This is a genomic window from Candidatus Laterigemmans baculatus, from assembly GCF_010367455.1.
GTDB lineage: Bacteria > Planctomycetota > Planctomycetia > Pirellulales > Pirellulaceae > Laterigemmans > Laterigemmans baculatus.
This window is the reverse complement of the sequence record NZ_WRPR01000026.1, coordinates 24,540-41,768: the sequence shown is the minus strand read 5'-3', so window position 1 is coordinate 41,768 and position 17,229 is coordinate 24,540. Positions and strand designations below refer to the sequence as shown.

At 66.0% G+C, this 17,229-nt stretch carries 14 protein-coding genes; 6 read left to right on the top strand and 8 right to left on the bottom strand.

What is annotated here, in order from left to right:
• Positions 1-69 precede the first annotated feature (69 nt).
• Both GNK13_RS05735 and GNK13_RS05730 read right to left on the bottom strand, forming a co-directional pair.
• Positions 70-807 carry an FHA domain-containing protein gene (locus GNK13_RS05735; protein WP_164101513.1) on the bottom strand — a complete coding sequence of 246 codons (738 nt, stop codon included), beginning with the start codon at positions 805-807 and terminating at the stop codon, positions 70-72.
• A gap of 134 nt (positions 808-941) precedes the next feature.
• Entirely contained in the window at positions 942-1,745 is an 804-nt protein-coding gene (locus GNK13_RS05730) for a hypothetical protein (RefSeq protein ID WP_164101512.1), read from the bottom strand.
• Positions 1,746-2,366: 621 nt separating this feature from the next.
• On the opposite strand from GNK13_RS05730, the gene GNK13_RS05725 reads away from it, so the two are divergent.
• The 4 genes from GNK13_RS05725 (at position 2,367) to GNK13_RS05710 (ending at position 6,997) form a co-directional block, all read left to right on the top strand.
• Entirely contained in the window at positions 2,367-2,561 is a 195-nt protein-coding gene (locus GNK13_RS05725) for a hypothetical protein (protein WP_164101510.1), read from the top strand.
• 383 nt (positions 2,562-2,944) lie between these two features.
• The gene (locus tag GNK13_RS05720) at positions 2,945-3,766 is read left to right on the top strand and encodes a TlpA family protein disulfide reductase (RefSeq protein ID WP_164101509.1); all 822 of its coding nucleotides are present in this window, start codon (positions 2,945-2,947) and stop codon (positions 3,764-3,766) included.
• A gap of 65 nt (positions 3,767-3,831) precedes the next feature.
• A complete protein-coding gene (locus tag GNK13_RS05715; protein ID WP_164101508.1) occupies positions 3,832-4,986 on the top strand; it encodes a hypothetical protein in 1,155 nt (384 codons plus the stop codon).
• A gap of 415 nt (positions 4,987-5,401) precedes the next feature.
• Positions 5,402-6,997 carry a PP2C family protein-serine/threonine phosphatase gene (locus GNK13_RS05710; RefSeq protein WP_164101506.1) on the top strand — a complete coding sequence of 532 codons (1,596 nt, stop codon included), beginning with the start codon at positions 5,402-5,404 and terminating at the stop codon, positions 6,995-6,997.
• Here GNK13_RS05710 and GNK13_RS05705 read toward each other — a convergent pair.
• Positions 6,984-8,120, bottom strand: coding sequence for a GNAT family N-acetyltransferase (locus GNK13_RS05705; protein WP_164101504.1), 1,137 nt, complete (start codon positions 8,118-8,120; stop codon positions 6,984-6,986). The genes GNK13_RS05710 and GNK13_RS05705 overlap by 14 nt on opposite strands.
• Before the next feature lie 467 nt (positions 8,121-8,587).
• Here GNK13_RS05705 and GNK13_RS05700 point away from each other — a divergent pair, with 467 nt between their 5' ends.
• Complete coding sequence (locus GNK13_RS05700) at positions 8,588-9,991, top strand: PQQ-binding-like beta-propeller repeat protein (protein ID WP_164101502.1); 1,404 nt, start codon at positions 8,588-8,590, stop codon at positions 9,989-9,991.
• A 440-nt stretch (positions 9,992-10,431) separates the two neighbouring features.
• Here GNK13_RS05700 and GNK13_RS05695 read toward each other — a convergent pair whose 3' ends face one another.
• Positions 10,432-11,619 (bottom strand): 6-phosphofructokinase, encoded by a 1,188-nt coding sequence (locus tag GNK13_RS05695; RefSeq protein WP_235934801.1) that lies wholly within the window; start codon positions 11,617-11,619, stop codon positions 10,432-10,434.
• 5 nt (positions 11,620-11,624) lie between these two features.
• Here GNK13_RS05695 and GNK13_RS05690 point away from each other — a divergent pair, with 5 nt between their 5' ends.
• Positions 11,625-12,452, top strand: a complete 828-nt coding sequence (locus tag GNK13_RS05690; protein ID WP_164101500.1) for a TrmH family RNA methyltransferase — start codon at positions 11,625-11,627, stop codon at positions 12,450-12,452.
• Positions 12,453-12,585: 133 nt separating this feature from the next.
• Here GNK13_RS05690 and GNK13_RS05685 read toward each other — a convergent pair whose 3' ends face one another.
• The 4 genes from GNK13_RS05685 to rlmN form a co-directional block, all read right to left on the bottom strand.
• Positions 12,586-13,578, bottom strand: a complete 993-nt coding sequence (locus GNK13_RS05685; protein WP_164101498.1) for an NADPH:quinone reductase — start codon at positions 13,576-13,578, stop codon at positions 12,586-12,588.
• A gap of 104 nt (positions 13,579-13,682) precedes the next feature.
• Positions 13,683-15,200, bottom strand: coding sequence for an anti-sigma factor family protein (locus GNK13_RS05680; RefSeq protein ID WP_164101496.1), 1,518 nt, complete (start codon positions 15,198-15,200; stop codon positions 13,683-13,685).
• A gap of 1 nt (position 15,201) precedes the next feature.
• Positions 15,202-15,864, bottom strand: a complete 663-nt coding sequence (locus GNK13_RS05675) for a sigma-70 family RNA polymerase sigma factor (protein WP_164101557.1) — start codon at positions 15,862-15,864, stop codon at positions 15,202-15,204.
• 260 nt (positions 15,865-16,124) lie between these two features.
• On the bottom strand, positions 16,125-17,213 hold the full coding sequence (rlmN, locus tag GNK13_RS05670; RefSeq protein WP_164101494.1) for a 23S rRNA (adenine(2503)-C(2))-methyltransferase RlmN: 1,089 nt from the start codon (positions 17,211-17,213) through the stop codon (positions 16,125-16,127).
• Positions 17,214-17,229: the final 16 nt, after the last annotated feature.

Genomic DNA, 17,229 nt, shown 5'->3' with positions numbered 1-17,229 from the left:
CGCGGTGCTTCTCGGGGGACGGGGAGGGGGACAGGGAAGTTGCCTGTGCTTCCATTGTATCGATTGGGGTCATACGGCCTCCAGCGTGAAAGCGATGCCACCCGATTCGACGCGAGTCCCGGGGACCAGCTCGAACCGGCCCTGCCGGGGTTCTCCGTCGACGTTCGTCTCTCCCATCCCGCGACACCACCACCGGCCGGCGGAGAACAACAACACGACCTCGCTCTCGGCCGCCGGAGCGACGATGTGGCACGTCCGGGAAGGGCCGAGAATGCAGGTGTCGGCAAGCAAAATAATCGCATCGCAACGCGGACGGACGCGGTGGCGGCTGAGGAGCGTCAACCGAGCCGAGGAGCTGAGCGGGTGCGGTTTCGCAAAGCTGAACCGGACTCCCGCCATTTCCACCCTCCCGGCTGCCGCACTTCCTGCCGCGGCCCCTCCACGCTCGGCCACCAGCCGCGAGGAAGCGGCTCGGCTCGCGAAGGTGATCCGATCGCCGTCGCGGAGCGGCGTCGGGCGGTGCAGTCGGCGGTCGCCGAGCAGTGCCGCGGCGAACGGCTGCAACACATAGTCGCCCCCGAGCCGCCGCAAACAGGCTTCGCGGGCCGAGAGGTCCCCTTGGACGCAGATCTCCGCTTCCTCGGCGCGGCCGAGTTCTCCGCCGCTCGCGGGAACCCCACTGCTTCCGAGGCCCCAATTGCTGCCGAGGCCCCAATTGCTCCCTGGGCCCCCGATCGTCCAGTCGTCGCCCGGGAGCATCAAATAACCTCCCACGCCATCGACCCACAACAGCCACCGAGCAGCCATCGGCTCCATCCTTCCGACACTCCCTGTGGTTTTCGCTGAGTGGGCGTTTTTCGATTCGTGGAGAGAAGTGAGCACGGTCGCAACCCTTCGACAGCAGGAATTCTTTCGCCCCGGACGGACCAAAGTCTACCGTCTCAGCGTTCGATCTTGATCGAGGCGAGCGACTTGCTTTCGTCCTCGTCGAAGTAGCTCGAGATCTCGTCGAGCAATTCGCCTTCGTCGCTGTCATCGAGTTCGATGCCGCCGAAATACTCGGCCCCGACGTGCGTCACTTCCTCTTCGACATCGATCCGAGTCTCGATCTCGTCGAGCAATTCGCGAGTCCGCGAGAGCGCGCTGTCGTCGAGCGCCAGTTGGCTGCTGGTCTGAGCGACTCGGACCGCCGCCAAGCGGGCCTGCAGGTTCTCGATCTCGACTTCCAACTGCCGCTTGGCCGAGAGCATCGCGTCCATCCGGTCATGGGCGGCGGCCAACGTGTTTTCGCGAGCCGTGAGCATCTGCTGGAGCTTATCGGCGGTTTCCTTCCGCGTCTTGTAACGCTCGAAGCGGCGGGCGAGATCGTCGCGGACCTGAGCCGAGGTGTAGGTCTTGCCCGAGTAGACGAACATCGAATCGCCCTGCTCGAGGTCCGAACGGAGCCGCTGGATGTCGCTTTGCGCGTCAGCCAGCCGCTCGGTGGTCCGCTCCAGCTCCGATTCGAGCCGCGCGACCTGGATCTTTTCGTGAGCGATCCGCTTGGCGTTGGTGGTGATCTCCGGATCGAGGTCGGCAATCATCTGCCGCGCCCGCTTGATCTCCCACTCGAGCGGCACGGAATCTTTCGCCGTCTGCTGGATCCAACCGCCCGCAGTCCGGACGTAACTCCCCAGCCCGGTGCTCAGGGCGACTCCGCCGAGCAAGACAGCGAGGGTGCCGCCGACGATGAGTTTCTTCAACATGGTTTGTCTCCCGTGGGGAAGGTGTGCTCTAGGGCTCGCTGGGCCGCACGCGCCGGTCACCCCTGACGCAATGGAGAACGATGCGGCCGAACAGAGAGAATTTCGCCGGGGCGGCGGGGATCTTGGGAGAACGCGGGCGGAAAATGGGAAGCGGAAAATTTGCCTTAACTTGCGCGATTCGCTTCACCGAACCATCGCCTTCGCACTGGCCTTGACTAAAGTGGATTTAGATCACACAAACAGGGGCACAAGGGCGGCGACGGGAACACAGATCGATTGGCGACCTCTCCGCTCGCCGCGCGAGTGCCAATTTGCCCGAATTGTGGACGAATAACGACAAGGGTGCGTCCATTCGGCAGCATGGCATCCACACCGGCACCTTACCTAAAAAACTTAAGTCGTTGAACCAAAGGCAGTTATGGAACAATCGTGCCAGCCTTCCGAGTCTACGGCGCGGTGGTTGCTCTTCTGCGAGACACGAAACCTTCGGGTCCCCGGTTTTTTTCTGAACCTCGCTCCCGAATTCTGCGTCCTCTAACTCCGACAGCTCGCTTTCTTCCCGGCCTCCTTTTCTCGAACGCACGCAACCCCCAAAGGCCCCCTCAGCCGCGGAGACCCACGATGACGACTTCTTCCGATAGCCGATCTCCGTCCGCGCCTCGCCCGGACAACCGCCACTGGCAGGAATTGATCGAGGCGTTGCCCGCGAGCGTCGCCAGCTTGGATGCGTGGTTCGATCGCGAGCTGGTGAAATTCGAACAGAAACACGAGAAGTACATCACGCGGCGGTCGCTCCGCCAAAACCTCCGCGGCTAAGCGCTCCGCGGCTAGGCCTTGTTCGCCAGGAGAACAGGGCCCGAAGCTTTGCCGGGCGGCCGCTGTTGAGCCGCTCGGCCCGTCGCGCTGGCGATAAATTGGGTCCAATTCGACCCATCTCTTCTTCACGCAGCGTCGTTCTCTCTTTCGCGCGCGTTCTTTGCTGAGCCAGAGTCGCCTTTCGCTCCGCGAAAGTAGCGCAAACGACGCTGCTTTCGCGGAGCGAAAGGCGACTATCCGCGGAGCGAAAGGCGACTATCGGCGGGGCGAAAGGCGACGATGACCGCGACAGCAAGCGGCGCGAGCGTTCGCGGTGGGCTGACAATTGCGTATGCTGGAGAGATCCCGTAGTCGATCGTTGCGCCCTGCAGAGGAATCGAAGCATGTTGACCGTCCGCCGCTCCGACTCGTCGCCGTCCGATTTTCTGGCCACGCCAACCGGACACTTCCGCTCTCGCTGGCCCGTTACCGCTCCACGGCTGCTCTTGCTGGGAATCCTGCCGCTCGCTCTGTCGGCCGTAGGCTGCGGACCCGAAGCATCGGTCGGTGCGGGTGGGCAAGCGGCGGCGCCGAGCGAAGCGGCGGAACCGGCCGAGCCAGCTTCTCGGCTCCCCGGAGAGACTCCGCCAGCAGGGGCCGAGGGAGCGGAAGCCGAGCCGCAGGCGGAGGAAAAAGTCTCAGTATCGCTGACGTCCTGGGCAGAGATTCTCAAAGCCGCCAAAGCCGAAGGACGCCCGGCAGTCCTCGACGTCTGGTCGCTCGGCTGCGAACCGTGCCTGAAGGAATTTCCCGGACTGGTGCGCCTGCATCGGGAGCAGGGCGAGAAGGTGCACTGCGTCTCGGCGAACATCGATTTCGACGGTCGCAAGACGCGTCCTCCGGAGAGCTACGAGAGCAAGGTGATGGACTTCCTGCAGCTCAAGCAAGCCGAGCTCGACAACTATCTCTGCACGACCCCGAGCGACGAGGTCTACAGCGACCTGAAAATCGATTCGATCCCGGCAGTGCTCGTCTTTGACGCCACGGGGAAAGAAGTCGCACGATTCGTCGACGCCGGAGAAACGATCGGATTCACCTACGAGAAAGATGTGATCCCGTTCGTCGAAAAGCTGCTCGCCGGCAACGCAGCCCCCACCGACCCGTCGAGCGCCGACGAGGCGAGCGCTGCCGAATCGGGCGCCGACCCGTCGAGCGCTGAGAAGTAGGCCTTGTGTCCCGCGCTGCTCGCCCGCCACTTATTCCCGCCCTTGGACCCCCAGCTGTTTTCCCTATGACGACGACTACGACCGATCCTTTCGCCGAGTTGGCCAGTCTGGCAGACGATCCCGCCGAGATGCTCGAGGCGTTGATTCAGATTTATCGCCGCCAGCGGATGCCGCACGAGTTGTTCGAGGCCTTGAAGATGCGGATGCGAGTCCGCCTCGGGCTGCCGCTGCTCAGCGAGGGAAACGAGAAGCGGCATCCGGAAGACATCGAGCGGCAACTCGAGCACGGCTTGCTCGACGCTTGCCGCGAGACGGGACTGATGCTGTTGGCCGCGGGCCGGATCCGCGAGGGATGGATGTATCTGCGACCGACGGGCGACACCGAGAAGGCGGCCGAGATGATCCGCCGGATCGACGTGAGCGACGAAAACGCCGACGAGATCATCCAAGTCACGCTGCACGAAGGGGTCGACGTCGGCTACGGATTCCGGTTGGTGCTCGATCGGATGGGAACGTGCAACAGCATTACGACGTATGAGCAGGTCGTCGCCTCGGCATCGCACCGCGACCAGCAGACCGCCGCGGCGATGCTGCTCGATCATCTGTATGCCGAGTTGCTGGCGGCGGTGCGAGCCGACATCGAGCGGCGCGAGGGAACTCCGCCGAGCGAAACGACGCTCGACGCGTTGGTAGCCAACCGTCGCGAGCTGTTCGAGAACCGCGCCTACCATTTGGACACGACCCACTTGGCGTCGACGGTGCGGATCGCGCGGGTGCTGGAGAAGGAGTCTCAGCTGCAACGGGCGTGGGAGTTGGTGCAGTATGGTCGGCGGCTCGACCCCCAGTACCAGTATCCGTCGGACGAGCCGTTCCATGACTTCTATCCGGCCCACGCTCTGTTCTACGGAGCGCTGCTCGGCCGGGGAGTGAACGAAGCGGTTTCGTACTTCCGCCAAAAAGCGCTGGAAGCCAAGCCGATGGAGCAGGGGACCGGGGCGATCGAGACCTACATCGATCTGCTCAGCCGACTCGGTCGCGCCGAGGAGGCGCTCGCCACGGCGGTGAAGATGATTCCGGCCGATGTGCCGGCTCCGCGAGTCGCTCCGCTGCTGCTCGATTTGGCGGCCCAAGCGAAGAACAGCCGCCCGGTCCAGGAGTTTGCCCGCCGCCGCGGCGATCTGCTGATCTACGCCGCCGCCCTCGGGACCCGCGTCGACTGACGCGGCCGTCAACACAGTCGCCGTGGCTTGGTCGGATTATTCATCAGCCGCCGGGCGCTAGCCCCGGTTCCCGAAAACGCCGTGAGAACCGGACGCAAGAAGCGTGGCGGCTGATTTAGCACATCGTTCCCTCGAAACGCGTGGGTAACGCGGGCTACTCACGGAAGGCCCCGGGGATTCGACTCTGCGGGACTGTGACGATTATGGGGCCGGGGCTGCGAATCTTCGCCGCTTGCGTGGACTTTCGGGGTGAGGAAAAGGGATCGGCCGGTCGATTCCTACTTCCACGAAGGCTGCGGCGCAAGGAACCGCGCGGCGGCAGGTTGGGCATCACGGACGGTATTGCTCCCACAAGTGCCGCTGCATCGATCCACCGGATGCGGCCGCATAGCTCCGAACCGTTCGAGGCCGGCCCGTGTCGAGGGAAATTCCGAACTACCTGCGTCTGCACTCCGCCGAACCCCGCAACCGCATCCGGCGGCCGAGCCAAGCTGACGCGGCCAGCAGTTTTTGGCGGGTTTTCGCCGACACCACGGGGTGGTGCGTCGACGGGCAGCGCAGTGCGGCGACGCTCCGTGTGCGAGCGACCGTCGGGGCCGCTTCGGTGATGTCGGGCGATGACGTCGGGGAGTTGCCAACGGTCCCCCGCGACTCGGCGGTGCAGTTAGCCGAAGCGGCCGCCGCGCTCACCTCCCGGTTGGCCGAAGCGGAGCAGACGATCCGCCGCCAGGAAGCCTGTTTGGCAGCCAGCGAAGCGGCTCGGGTCACCTCGGACCCGAGTCGCCGCGGCGAATCAAGCGGCCGCACGGAGAGCGACGAGCGACGGTTGGCCGATGCGATCGCGGCCATCCTCCGCGAGGGAGCCGAAGCGACCCGCTGCGATGCGGCCGGGTTGTACTTGCTGGACGACAAAACCAGCCAGCTCAAATTGCGAGCGGTCAGCGGATTGCCGACCAGTCGGTTGAGCCATCCGCCGCGGCAACTGCGGGGCTCGCTGGCCGATCTCGAAGCGTTGGTCGGCAGCGTCGTCACGCTCGACGACACCGCGGCGATGCCCGAGTGGAGCAGTCCCGAACCGTTCGCTGCGGCGATCTGCGTGGCGGTCTCGGTCGATGACACGCCGATCGGAACGCTGTGGTTCTGGTCCAGCCGACCGACCGAATTCCAGGCAGCCGAGAAAGCGGCGGCCAAGCTGACCGCATCGCTGCTGGCCTCGCGGCTGACCAGCGACACCCTGACCGAACGGATGGCCGCGGCCAACCGCGCCGTGCGACCGCTCCGCGACGCGGCCGCCTGGCAACAACGCCAGCAGCCCCTGGCGGTTCCGCTCGACGAGAACTGGCAGACTTCGGGCTGGACCGAGAGCCCGCAAGCCCTGGCCGCCAGCTGGTACCACTGGGACGTGCTCCCCGACGGCATGCTCGCCCTGGTCCTCGCCGAAGCGCACGCCGCGGGACTCGATGCGGCGATGATCGCAGCGACCGCTCGTTCGGCTTGGCAATCGCACTCGAATTACCGGCACGATCCCGGTCAGATGCTCCGCCGGATCGGCGACACCCTTTGGCAGACCAACACCGGCGACCAGCTCGTCTCGTTGCTCTACGCCCAGATCAATCCGCAGACCGGCGAAGGCTCGCTGGCATCGGCCGGAAAGCTCGAAGGGATCATCGTCAGCCGCTACGGCTACCGCCCGCTGGTCCACCGCAGCCAACCGCTGGGGTCGGAGATCGATCTGCAGCCGCGGGTCTCGCGGCTGCAGTTGACCGGCGGAGAGACGCTGCTGGCCTACACGCCGGGTTTGGTCACCGGCTCCGCCGGGGAGCTCTCTGCTGGGGACCTCTCTGCCTCGGATCTCTCGGGGCCACGGCTGAACCAACAGCGGCTGGCCGATCTGACTCGAGCGTCGCTGGCCGCCGGCCCCGAGCGAATCCTCTCGGCTATCCGCAAGGAAGCGGTGCAAGCGGGACGCGGAACGAGCGATCGCACCGCGGTCGTGCTCAAGCGAGGCTGAGGGTTTGCACGACACTCCGGCCGGTGCGTCGGCGGAGGAACTGCTTGAGTTCGAACTGGGTTAGCCACGCGGCGTGCCGCAGCCGCGGCAGCAGCGAGGGAGCGACGATCCGCAGGCGGATCAACGGTCGCGGCTCGGCGAGCAACCGCGCCTTGTAGGGTTCGTCGCCACGCAGGCAGTCGATGCCGCGGAGCTGCTGCTCGTAGGCGTAAACCAGCCCCTGGATGTTGAGCAGCCGGCCCGGTTCGAGATCGGCGAACGCGGGGTCCATACCCGTGCAGTAGCAGTACATCATGCGGTCGCGACCGATGATCCGCAGCTCGCTGCCGGCCGTCTCGCCGTCGACCACGATCGAAGCCAATTGCAGTTGGCCGCGGTCGAAGAGAGCTTGCGCGGTCGAGTGCAGGAACTGCCGACTCTCGAGCGTGGCGAACGAGCCGGGTTCGCCGACGCTCGTCCAACGCCGCTGGTGCAAATCCATCAACTGGTTCAGGTCGGTGCGAACTTCCTCCTTGCTCGCTGCGATCCGGAGGGAGAATTCGCGGCCGGCCTCGAGCCTTTTCCGGTGCTGGCGGGTCTTGCGGCGATGCGTCTTGCTCAGCCGAGCCAGGTGGGCCTCCCAATCATCGCTGGTGTCCTTGATCCACGTGCTCATCCGAGAGCTCGCATGGCTCGTCGCCCCTTCGCCGCAGAGAGCCGCGGTCATCGCCGCCGCCGTCCGATCGCCGCCGACGATGCCGTCGATGTCGATCAAGTCCCAGCCGTCCCGCGCGTCGCGGCTGGCCCGGGCCAACCACTGCCCGACCGCCGCCGCAATCGCCTGCGAGTCGCGCTCGCGGGCAAGCAGCGAAAAGTGGTCGGTACAGGTCGTTCCGTCCCCCATCGCCGAGAGCGTCCGTCCCTCGCGGGCGGTCTTCAGGCGATACAGCGGCAGCAATCCGCAGAGCGCTGCGTCGCGATCGCGGACCGTGACCACGTAAGCCTCCAGTCCCCGGCCGTACACCGCCCACCAATTGCCCAGCCAGGCCGATTCGCGGAGTGGGACTCCGCCGCTGAGGTCGTCCCAGGCGGCCGACTCGGCCATTAACCCCGAGAGGTCATCGGTGCGCTCGATGTGGTACATCGCGTCGAAGGCTTTCAAAAATGGCGTGGCAAAGAGGCTTTGTCAGAAAATCCTGAGCCGACGGCGCTAGCCGCGGGTGAGCCGACGGCGCTAGCCGCGGGTGAGCCGACGGCGCTAGCCGCGGGTGAGCCGACGGCGCTAGCCGCGGGTTCCGTCGCCCAGCCGAACCGACCAAAAAAGGGCCCGAGGCTAGCGCCTGCGGCTCAAGGGATTTCTCTCAGAACGTTAGCACCCGGGGGGAGCCCGGCTGGCCGGGGCCGCTGCGGCGCTCAGCCGTTCCGGCGGAAATCTGCAGAACTTCCGCCTTCTCTAAGGGTTGCAGGGATTGGAACGATGGGGCCGATTTCGACTAAACTGTCCCCAGCTCCAAGCCCCTCAGCCCCTCAGCCCCCCAGCCCCCCAGCCCGTCAGCCCGTCAGCCCGCACCTGCCTTCCCCCCTCCCCCTTCTTCCCCCTGGCCGATCGAAATGCGCGCACCTCTTGCCCTCGGATTCCCTGCGAGCCCACTCCCCCAACCGCTCGCATCGCTGCTGATCGCACCGCTGCTGATCGCATCGCTGTTGGTACTGGCCCCGGCGGTCGCCAGCGGGGACGACGGGGGCTGGAATCGCTTTCATGGTCCCGACGGTCGCGGCTACGCTCCGGACGCCTCGATCCCCGACTCCTGGACGGCGGAGGATTATCGCTGGCAGCTCGAGCTGCCGGGCAACGGGATCGGTTCACCGGTCATCAAAGCGGGGAAGGCTTTCGTGATCGCCGCTGAACCGGACGCGAACCGGCGGCTGGTGCTCGGTATCGATCTCCGCAGCGGTCGCAAGTTGTGGCAAGCGGCCTACCCGCTCCGGCCGCACCGCCTGCACGCCCGCAACACCTTCGCCAGCAGCACTCCCTATGTCGACGACTCGCGGGTCTACGTCGCCTGGGCCGATCCGGAGCGAGTCACCGTCGCCGCCCTCTCCCACGACGGGGAAGAACTTTGGGCGGTGGATCTTGGAAGCTGGCAGAGCCAGCACGGGTTCGGCACCTCGCCGGTCGTGATCGATGGCCGGCTGATCATCTTCAACTCCCAGCAGTCGCGACAGCTGAAAGAAGGGGAGCAGCCGGGCGTGAGCCGGATGGTCGCCCTCGATCCGGCGACGGGCAAAACGCTCTGGTCGACCGAGCTGACCAGCACGAATGTCTGCTACGGCGTTCCCGCGCTGTACGTCACACCGAGCGGCGAGCGGCAGATCGTCGGTGCCAGCACTGGTGATGGGCTGTTTGGGTTGGATCTAGAAACTGGCGAGCTTCGCTGGACTCACCAAGTCTTCAAAGCGCGTTGCGTGAGCTCGCCGATCGTGGTCGGCGACCTGGTTCTGGGGACGGCGGGCAGCGGGGGCGGGGGGAATCATTTGGTCGCCATCCGCCCGGCCGGGCTGCCGAGCGGTTCGGCAGGACAGGAGGCTGAGGATAATGGGGGTGGGGAAGAGGGTGTGGGGGAAGTTTACCGGATGCAGCGACTGGCTCCCTACGTGCCGACTCCGGCGGTCGTCGGCAATCGGCTGTTTTTGATCGACGACAAGGGAATCGCTTCGTGTGTCGAAGCCGATTCGGGAGAGGTGCTCTGGAGCAAAAGAATCGGAGGCAATTTTGGTGCTTCGCCCGTGGTGCTCGGCGACAAGCTGCTGATCATCAGCCTCAATGGCGAAGCGACCGTGCTGCGGGCGGCCGACGAGTACGAAGAGCTCGGCCAGTTTGAACTCGGCGGCCCCGCTTCCAGTACTCCGGTGCAAGCCACGCCGGCCTACGCCGAAGGTTGTCTGCTGCTCCGCGTGGGGAATCGCCTCTGCTGCCTGGAGGGATCTGCGGGGCCATCAGCCGCCGGGCGCTAGCCCCCGGTTCTCGAAAATGCCGTGGGAACCGGACGCTAGCGCGTTGCGGCTGATGATACTCCCGTCGAGGCGGGGTGTGGCTTCACGCGCCCAGGGCCCCCGCAAAGTCGCCCACCGCGACTCGCGGATTTCCGTTGCTGCGTGGCTTGACCGGCACGAGCGTTACATCCGGAACACCTTACCGGCTCGCCATCAACGGAGTTGCGGTTTCAAGTCGATTAATCGGTACTCCGCGACCGATCTCCATGGTGCCGGAAGGAGGGGTCTGTGACCTCTCCGGCACAGGCACCGGGATAAGCGGCAGAAAAACTGTGTGGGGACTCAAGTTTGTCTGCCGCAGCGATCCTCGCGGATGAAGCAGCTCGGTACGGCGGGGTGAGGCACTGGGCCTCGCCCCGCCGTTTTTTTCCCCACCCTTCGGTTCCTTCCACCGCTTTTTCCTAATGCACCTGCTCGATCGGGGCGATGCCGTGGAAGGGATTCACGTATTCCCCGCAGTCGCCAAAGCTGATCCCCATGGCGCGGGCCGATTGGACTGCCGAGCCGGAAGGCCGAATCAACCGCAATTCGCCGATCGCCTCGTGGATCGGGACCGAGCGAATCTCCGGCGGAACGCTGCAGACCATTTGGCCGAATTTTTTCTCGACGATCAGCCGCACCGCGTGCGTGCCGTACATCGTCGCCAGCGTGCGGTCGAAGGTCGTCGGAGCGCCGCCCCGCTGCAGATGGCCGAGCACGACGCACCGCACCTCTTCGCCAGTCCGCTGCTCCAGTTCGTTGGCGATCACCATCCCGATCCCGCCGAGCCGCGTCTGGCGATCGGCCTGCACCGCTTCGAGGGTCACCATTTTTCCCTCGGGCAGGCGAGCCCCTTCGGCGACGACGACCAGGGTGAACATCTTCCCCTGCCTCCGTCGATCCTCGGTTTTGGCCACGATGTGCTCGTACTGCCAATCGATCTCGGGGACCAAGATCACGTCGGCTCCGCCAGCGATTCCGGCGTGCAGCGCGATCCAGCCGGCGTGCCGTCCCATGACTTCCAGGACCATCACCCGTTCGTGGCTGGCGGCGGTCGTGTGCAAGCGATCGAGGGCGTCGACCGCACAGGCGACCGCGCTATCGAAACCGAACGTGTAGGCGGTGGCGCCCAGATCGTTGTCGATCGTCTTCGGGACGCCGACGACCGGCAACCCCGCTTCGTGGAACTGCTGCGCGGTCGCCAGCGAGCCGTCCCCTCCGACACAGATCAGGCCTTGCAAGTTGTAGGCGTCGAATGTCCGCCGCACTTCGTCGACCAAGCTCGCTGGCAGCCGGCGGAGTTCGTCGACGCCGACTCGACTGGCGAACCGGCCGCGATTGGTCGAACCGAGGATGGTTCCCCCTTGAATCAAAATTCCCGCCGTGTTTTGGCTGGTCAGCTCGCGGCAGCGGATCGGCTCGACCAGCCCCTCAAAGCCTTTTTCGAACCCCATCACCCGATAGCCGAGTCGGAAGCACGTTTTTACGACTCCACGAATCACGGCGTTCAAGCCGGGACAATCGCCGCCGGAGGTGAGGATTCCAATTGCCGGCGTGTCACTCCCATCGCACATCGTGTTCATTCCTCGCAGCCAGTAGAGACGGGGCACCCATCGTGGCACGCATCGTAATCGATTCGCTGGAGGATCCGAGACTCCAGCCCTACCGCGCTCTCAACCACCGCAGCTCGACGGCCCGCGGCAGCCGCTTTATCGCCGAAGGACGGCTGGTCGTCGAGCGTCTGCTCGCGAGCCGCTACGAGTGTGCTTCGGTGTTGGTCGAGCAGGGACGACACCAGGCCTGGGTCGAGTCGCTCGAGCAGTCGCTCGAGAACTCCCGCAAGCCGTCGCTCGAGGTGCTGGAGATCCGCTCTGCAGACCTGCGGCAGCTGACCGGCTTCGACTTCCACCGCGGGGTGCTGGCCTGCGGCATCCGCCCGCCGATGCCGACGATCGACCAGCTGCCACCCGCCGCCGACGCCGGACCGCTAGTCGTCGCCTGCGGGGTGACCGACGCGGAGAATCTGGGGAGCACGATCCGCTCGGCCGCCGCGTTCGGCGTCCATTCGCTGGTGATCACCCCTGACGCGGCCGATCCGCTGTCGCGGCGGGTGCTGCGGGTCAGCATGGCGGCTGCACTCCGCATGACGGTCTACACCGCCGACGCCCCCGAGTCCGACTTCCGTCGTTTGGCCGCCGAGCGAGGCTACCGCCTGGTCGCCACCACGCTCGCCCCTGGAGCCAAGCCACTCGCGGAGTTTCATCACGACCAGCGGCCGCTGGCAATCCTGCTCGGCGACGAAGCCCAGGGGCTGCCGCCAGCGATCCTGGCCACGGCCACCGATCAGCTGACGATCCCGATGCGGCAAGGCATCGATTCGCTGAACGTGGCCGTCGCCGCGGGGATCACGTTCTACGCGCTGCTCGGAGAGAGCTCGGGGTGACGCTGGCGGGCGAGTACCCAGTACTCAGTACTCAGCGCAGCGGTACTCGATCCTCCGCCGGGTCCGATCTATGGGTACGCGGTTCGAGTACGTGTACGAGTACCGCCGTGCTGAGTACGAGTACGATTTCACCTCACACGTCCAGCACGATCTTTCCGGCCAGGGCCCCTTCGCCGTGGAGCGTGGCGGCTTCCTGGAGCCGGTGGGCTTCGGCGGCCTGCTCGAGCGGTAGGCGTTTTCCGATCTGCGGCTGCAGGCGTCCTTCGGCCAGCCACTCATTGATGTCGTCGGCCGCTTGCCGCATCTCGTCCGGCGTGGCTTTGAACATCACAAAGCCGTGGACCGAGCAGCCTTTCACGTAGAACGGTCCGACCGGAAAGGGGGGCCGGGCATCGCGGCCGGCCATCAGCACCATCCGCCCCCGCTCGGCCAGCAGGTCGACCGCCAGATCAAAGTCGGGCTCCTGCCGCGTCTCCCACAGCACGTTGACCCCCTCCGGAGCCAGCTCTTTGGTCCGCTCGGCGATCGATTCGCGGTGGTAGTCGATCGTAAAGTCAGCCCCCAGCTTGCGGGCCAGCTCGCATTTTTCGCTCGAGCCGCAGGTGGCGATCACGGTCGCCCCCGCCGCTTTGGCCATCTGCACGACCATCGACCCAACGCCCCCGGTTCCGCCGATCACCAGGATCGTGTCGTCGACCCGCAGCCGCGCTTCGCGGAACAGTCCCAGGTGGGCGGTGATCCCGACCAGCGCACAGGCGGCGGCTGTTCCCGGTTCGACGCCGTCGGGCAGGGGATAGAGGAACTGGGCGTCGATCACGGCGAACTCCGAAAACGTTCCCTGGCGACCGAGCAACCCTTGGCAGGTGCACCACACCCGGTCCCCCTCGCGGAGCCCGGTGACGCCGGGACCGATCGCATCGACCACGCCGGCCAGATCGCTGCCGATGATGAACGGATTGGGCAGCTCCATCGGCACGCTCCCGCTGCGGACATAGGTGTCGATCGGGTTGACTGAAACCGCTTGCACCCGCACCCGGACCTGTCCCTCACCAGGCTCGGGGCAGGGCAGCTCCCCGACTTCGATCGCTTCGGCGGGACCGGTCTCGCGGATGAATGCGGCTTTCATGGATCACTTCCCCTGTTCCTGGTGTCGACAGCAGTTTTGTGCGACCCAGATCATACCGCACCACACCCCTCCGGTCGCAGGCCCCCCGCCATTCTGTCGCACCCCTACGGTCGGCCGCCGCCGAACCGATTCCGCCGCCGATCGCCGAGCTCGTCGAAGATCTCCCCGGGAGGTTGCAGGTCGAGCAGCTCCCGCTCGTCGGGCTCCATCGCCAGGTAGCGGTTGAGCATTCCTTCGGGGCTGTTGGTGGCGGGCGATCTGGAGCGAATGATCACCACGCACCACCGCCAAAGCGCCTCGCGCCGCTCCTCCGCAGACCCCGAAGCGGCATCCAGAATCAGCAGCGCCTTGTTGCTGATCACCCCTTCGATGGCCGCCAGCTCTTCGGCCGTGGGAGGCCCGAACAGAACCGTCCAGGGGCGACGACCAGAGCCGTCCTCGGAAATCTCCTCGGAGTTCTCCTCGGGCTGCTTTTCGGGCTCCTTTTCGGGCCCCGCTTCCGGCGGAGCTCGCCGCTCTCCCTCCCCGGGTGTCCCCCTCCGCAGCGAAACCCGCGCCGCCATGGCTCCGAGCAGGAACTCCTCGGGCGTGAGGGAGCTCTCCTCACTGCCAGCTCGTCGGTAGCGGTCGCGCAGATCCTTGAGAAAGCCCAGCCGGCGGTCGGACCAGACGTCGTGCTCGTCGGCCCAGGCGAGGCGATCCCGGGCGATCACTTTCAGCGCCTCATAGATCAGCTCGCGATCGTTCTCGCCGAGCACCAGCCCGTAGTTCTGGACCCAGCCGAGGGCGCTCTGCTGGACCTCTTCGAGGATCGCGCCGCGGGGATCCTCGGCGGTGACGATCCGTTCTTGCTTCTCGGGGGGCAGCGACGCGAACCAACTGGCGTACTCCTTCATCGTCCGCAGCACCACGTCGGGTCGCGGCTGCTCTTGGACCGCTGCGGCGCGGCGGCGGACGTTGGTCAATTGCTCGGGGGTCAGCAATTGCAGCCGCTCCCACTGGCTGGTCAAGCGGCGGCGGTCGGCCGGATCGAGCCGGGGGAGCGCCGCGGCCCGCTCCTCGCGTCCCATCTCAGCCAGCCCGAGCGACACCGGGACGACCAGCCCTCCGGCGTCGGCGGCCAACTGCATCGCCTCGTTCCACTGCGGATCCTCGGCCAACTGCTGCATCAGTTCGAGATCGACCTCCGCCTGGTAAGCGTCGAGGTGTTCGGCCAAGGGCAAGTCGGCGAGTTGCCGGTGGTAGCGAAGTCGCTCCAAGGACTCGACCAGGGCGAATCCGGCAGCGGCCATCAGCAGCGTGGCCAGGGCGATCAGCAACACGCGGCTCAATAGCCGCCACGGTCGCTGCTGCCGCTGGACTTCGAGCGCCTGCGACGTGCTGGCGGCGACCATTTCCAAGGTGGTTCGGGCGAAATCGTGGGTCACGTGGGCCGGGGGGAGGTGGTCGAGCATCTCCCAGCCGCTCTGCAACTCCGTCAGCCGGCGGCGAAGATCGGCTTCGCGGACCAGTCGATCTTCGAGTCTCTGCCGCTCGCTTTCGCTCAACTCTCCGTCGAGGTAGGCGACCAGCGTCTCGTCGATTTCCGCCACCGGCGCGTCGTCATCGTGCGTGCCTAGCATCTCAATCGCTCGCGTTCACGTTTGGGAACCGCCCCGACTCGGTCGCCCCTCCCTCAGGGAGTTCGGGCTCGATATAGGATTGCAACAGCTCTTTCAGGTTGACCCGCGCGCGGCTCAGCAACGATTTGACCGCTTTGGTCGAGAGCTCCATGGCCTCGGCGATCTCGATGTAGCTCATCCCCTCGAACTTCGAGAGGACCAGCGCCATCCGCTGCCGCTCGCCCAGCAACTGGATCGCCTGCCGAACGATCTCCGCCCGTTCGGCCCCTTCGATTTGCCGCGCCGGCATCAATCCGCTCTGCTCGAGCGCCAGCCCTTCGAGCGCCGTCGGTTGGCTCCCGGAGGGACTCGACGGGCTGTCGACTTCGCTCAATTCGCGGCGACGCCCCTGGGCGCGGGCCGCATTGCGGGCGACGTTGCCGGCGATCGTGAATAGCCAGGTGCTGAACTTGGCCCCCGGCTCATACCGCTTGCGCGCCCGGTAGACTCGCAGGAACGTGTCCTGAGCGAGGTCCTCGGCCAGATCCCGCCGGGGCCCCAAATGCTCCATCAGCCGGACCAGCCGCCCTTGGTACCGCCGCACCAGCTCCTCGAACGCAGCCGCATCGTCGTCCCGCACGCGCAGCATCAACCGCACGTCGGGATCCGATTGCTGATAATGGATTGCGGTCGAGGGACTGACAGCCAAAACGATTCACCCCTGCTCTCGTCGGCGGTTCGAGCTTAATCAGCCGCCCCAGTTACAACCCCGCCCGTCGCTGCCGGTTCCGCCGAGTTTGCAATCGCCGCCGGGAAGCCACCCCACTCGCGTCGTCCGGATATTGGATCAGCCGCCGGGCGCTAGCCCCCGGTTCCTCGTGGTGCCGTGAAAACCGGACGCTAGCGCGTGGCGGCTGATTTCCGGTTTTCACCAAACCGCCTGCACTACCCGAATTCAGCTCCGGCCCGGTTCCGCCGCAGCTGGCCGCAGGCAGCGTCGATCTCGCTCCCTTTCCGCTGGCGGAATTGCACGTTCACCCCGCCTCGCTCGAGCGCTTCGCGGAACCGGCTGATCGCCGCTCCACTGGGGGTCCGGTAGGGCAGCCCGGCGACCGGATTGTAAGGGATCACGTTCAGCAGCGAGCCGCGGCGTCCGAGCAGATCGACCAGCTCGGCAGCACACTCGGGCGTGTCGTTGATCCCGCCGAGCAACACGTACTCGAACGTCAACCGCCGACCGCTAGCGGCAAAGTAACGGTCGGCCGCGTCCATCACCGCTTCGACCCCGATCCGCCGATTGACCGGCACCAGGCGGTTCCGCAGCTCGTCGTTGGGAGCGTGCAGCGAGACGGCCAAATTGTACGGCACAGCGTACCGCGCCAGGCGATCGATCGCTGGCGGCAGCCCCACGGTGCTGATCGTGATCCGCCGCGGGCTGATTCCCAGCCCCTCGCTGGTCCGGGCCAGTTCGAGCGCCCGGAGGACCTGGTCCAAGTTCGCCAGCGGCTCTCCCATCCCCATCATCACGATGTGGCTCAGCCGCTCCTCGGGGGCCAGCCGCTGCTGCAGCCAGAGCATTTGCTCGAGAATTTCGCCGCCGGTCAGATTCCGCTCGACGCCGTCCAAGCCGCTGGCGCAAAACACACAGCCCATCGCACAGCCGACTTGGCTGCTCACGCAGATGCTTCGCCGGTTGCCGTCCCGCAGCAACACGCACTCGACCTCGCCCCCATCGGCGAGCCGCACGAGCAGCTTCTCCGTTCCGTCGCTGCTCCGCTGTTCGCTGCTGATCGTCGAGCGAAAGAGGACGAACGACTCGCTCAGCCGCTGCCGCAACTTGGCTGGCAAATCGGTCATCGCCGCAAAGTCGCTGGCCCGGCGGTGGTAGATCCACTGGCGGATCTGCCCGGCGCGAAACGGCCGCTCGCCGATCTCGGCCAACCACTGCTGCAACTCGGCAAAGTCGACATTGAGCAGGTGCCGCCGACCGTCGTCGTCAGCCCGCTTTTGAACCACCGGCAAAAGGTCGACCATGCAGAATCGTCACGCA

What these genes read in the sequence shown, in the direction of transcription:
- GNK13_RS05735 (WP_164101513.1), bottom strand. Translation starts at nt 807, where the DNA reads ATGGCTGCTCGGTGGCTGTTGTGGGTCGATGGCGTGGGAGGTTATTTG.
- GNK13_RS05730 (WP_164101512.1), bottom strand. Translation starts at nt 1,745, where the DNA reads ATGTTGAAGAAACTCATCGTCGGCGGCACCCTCGCTGTCTTGCTCGGC.
- GNK13_RS05725 (WP_164101510.1), top strand. Translation starts at nt 2,367, where the DNA reads ATGACGACTTCTTCCGATAGCCGATCTCCGTCCGCGCCTCGCCCGGAC.
- GNK13_RS05720 (WP_164101509.1), top strand. Translation starts at nt 2,945, where the DNA reads ATGTTGACCGTCCGCCGCTCCGACTCGTCGCCGTCCGATTTTCTGGCC.
- GNK13_RS05715 (WP_164101508.1), top strand. Translation starts at nt 3,832, where the DNA reads ATGACGACGACTACGACCGATCCTTTCGCCGAGTTGGCCAGTCTGGCA.
- GNK13_RS05705 (WP_164101504.1), bottom strand. Translation starts at nt 8,120, where the DNA reads ATGTACCACATCGAGCGCACCGATGACCTCTCGGGGTTAATGGCCGAG.
- GNK13_RS05700 (WP_164101502.1), top strand. Translation starts at nt 8,588, where the DNA reads ATGCGCGCACCTCTTGCCCTCGGATTCCCTGCGAGCCCACTCCCCCAA.
- GNK13_RS05685 (WP_164101498.1), bottom strand. Translation starts at nt 13,578, where the DNA reads ATGAAAGCCGCATTCATCCGCGAGACCGGTCCCGCCGAAGCGATCGAA.
- GNK13_RS05680 (WP_164101496.1), bottom strand. Translation starts at nt 15,200, where the DNA reads ATGCTAGGCACGCACGATGACGACGCGCCGGTGGCGGAAATCGACGAG.
- rlmN (WP_164101494.1), bottom strand. Translation starts at nt 17,213, where the DNA reads ATGGTCGACCTTTTGCCGGTGGTTCAAAAGCGGGCTGACGACGACGGT.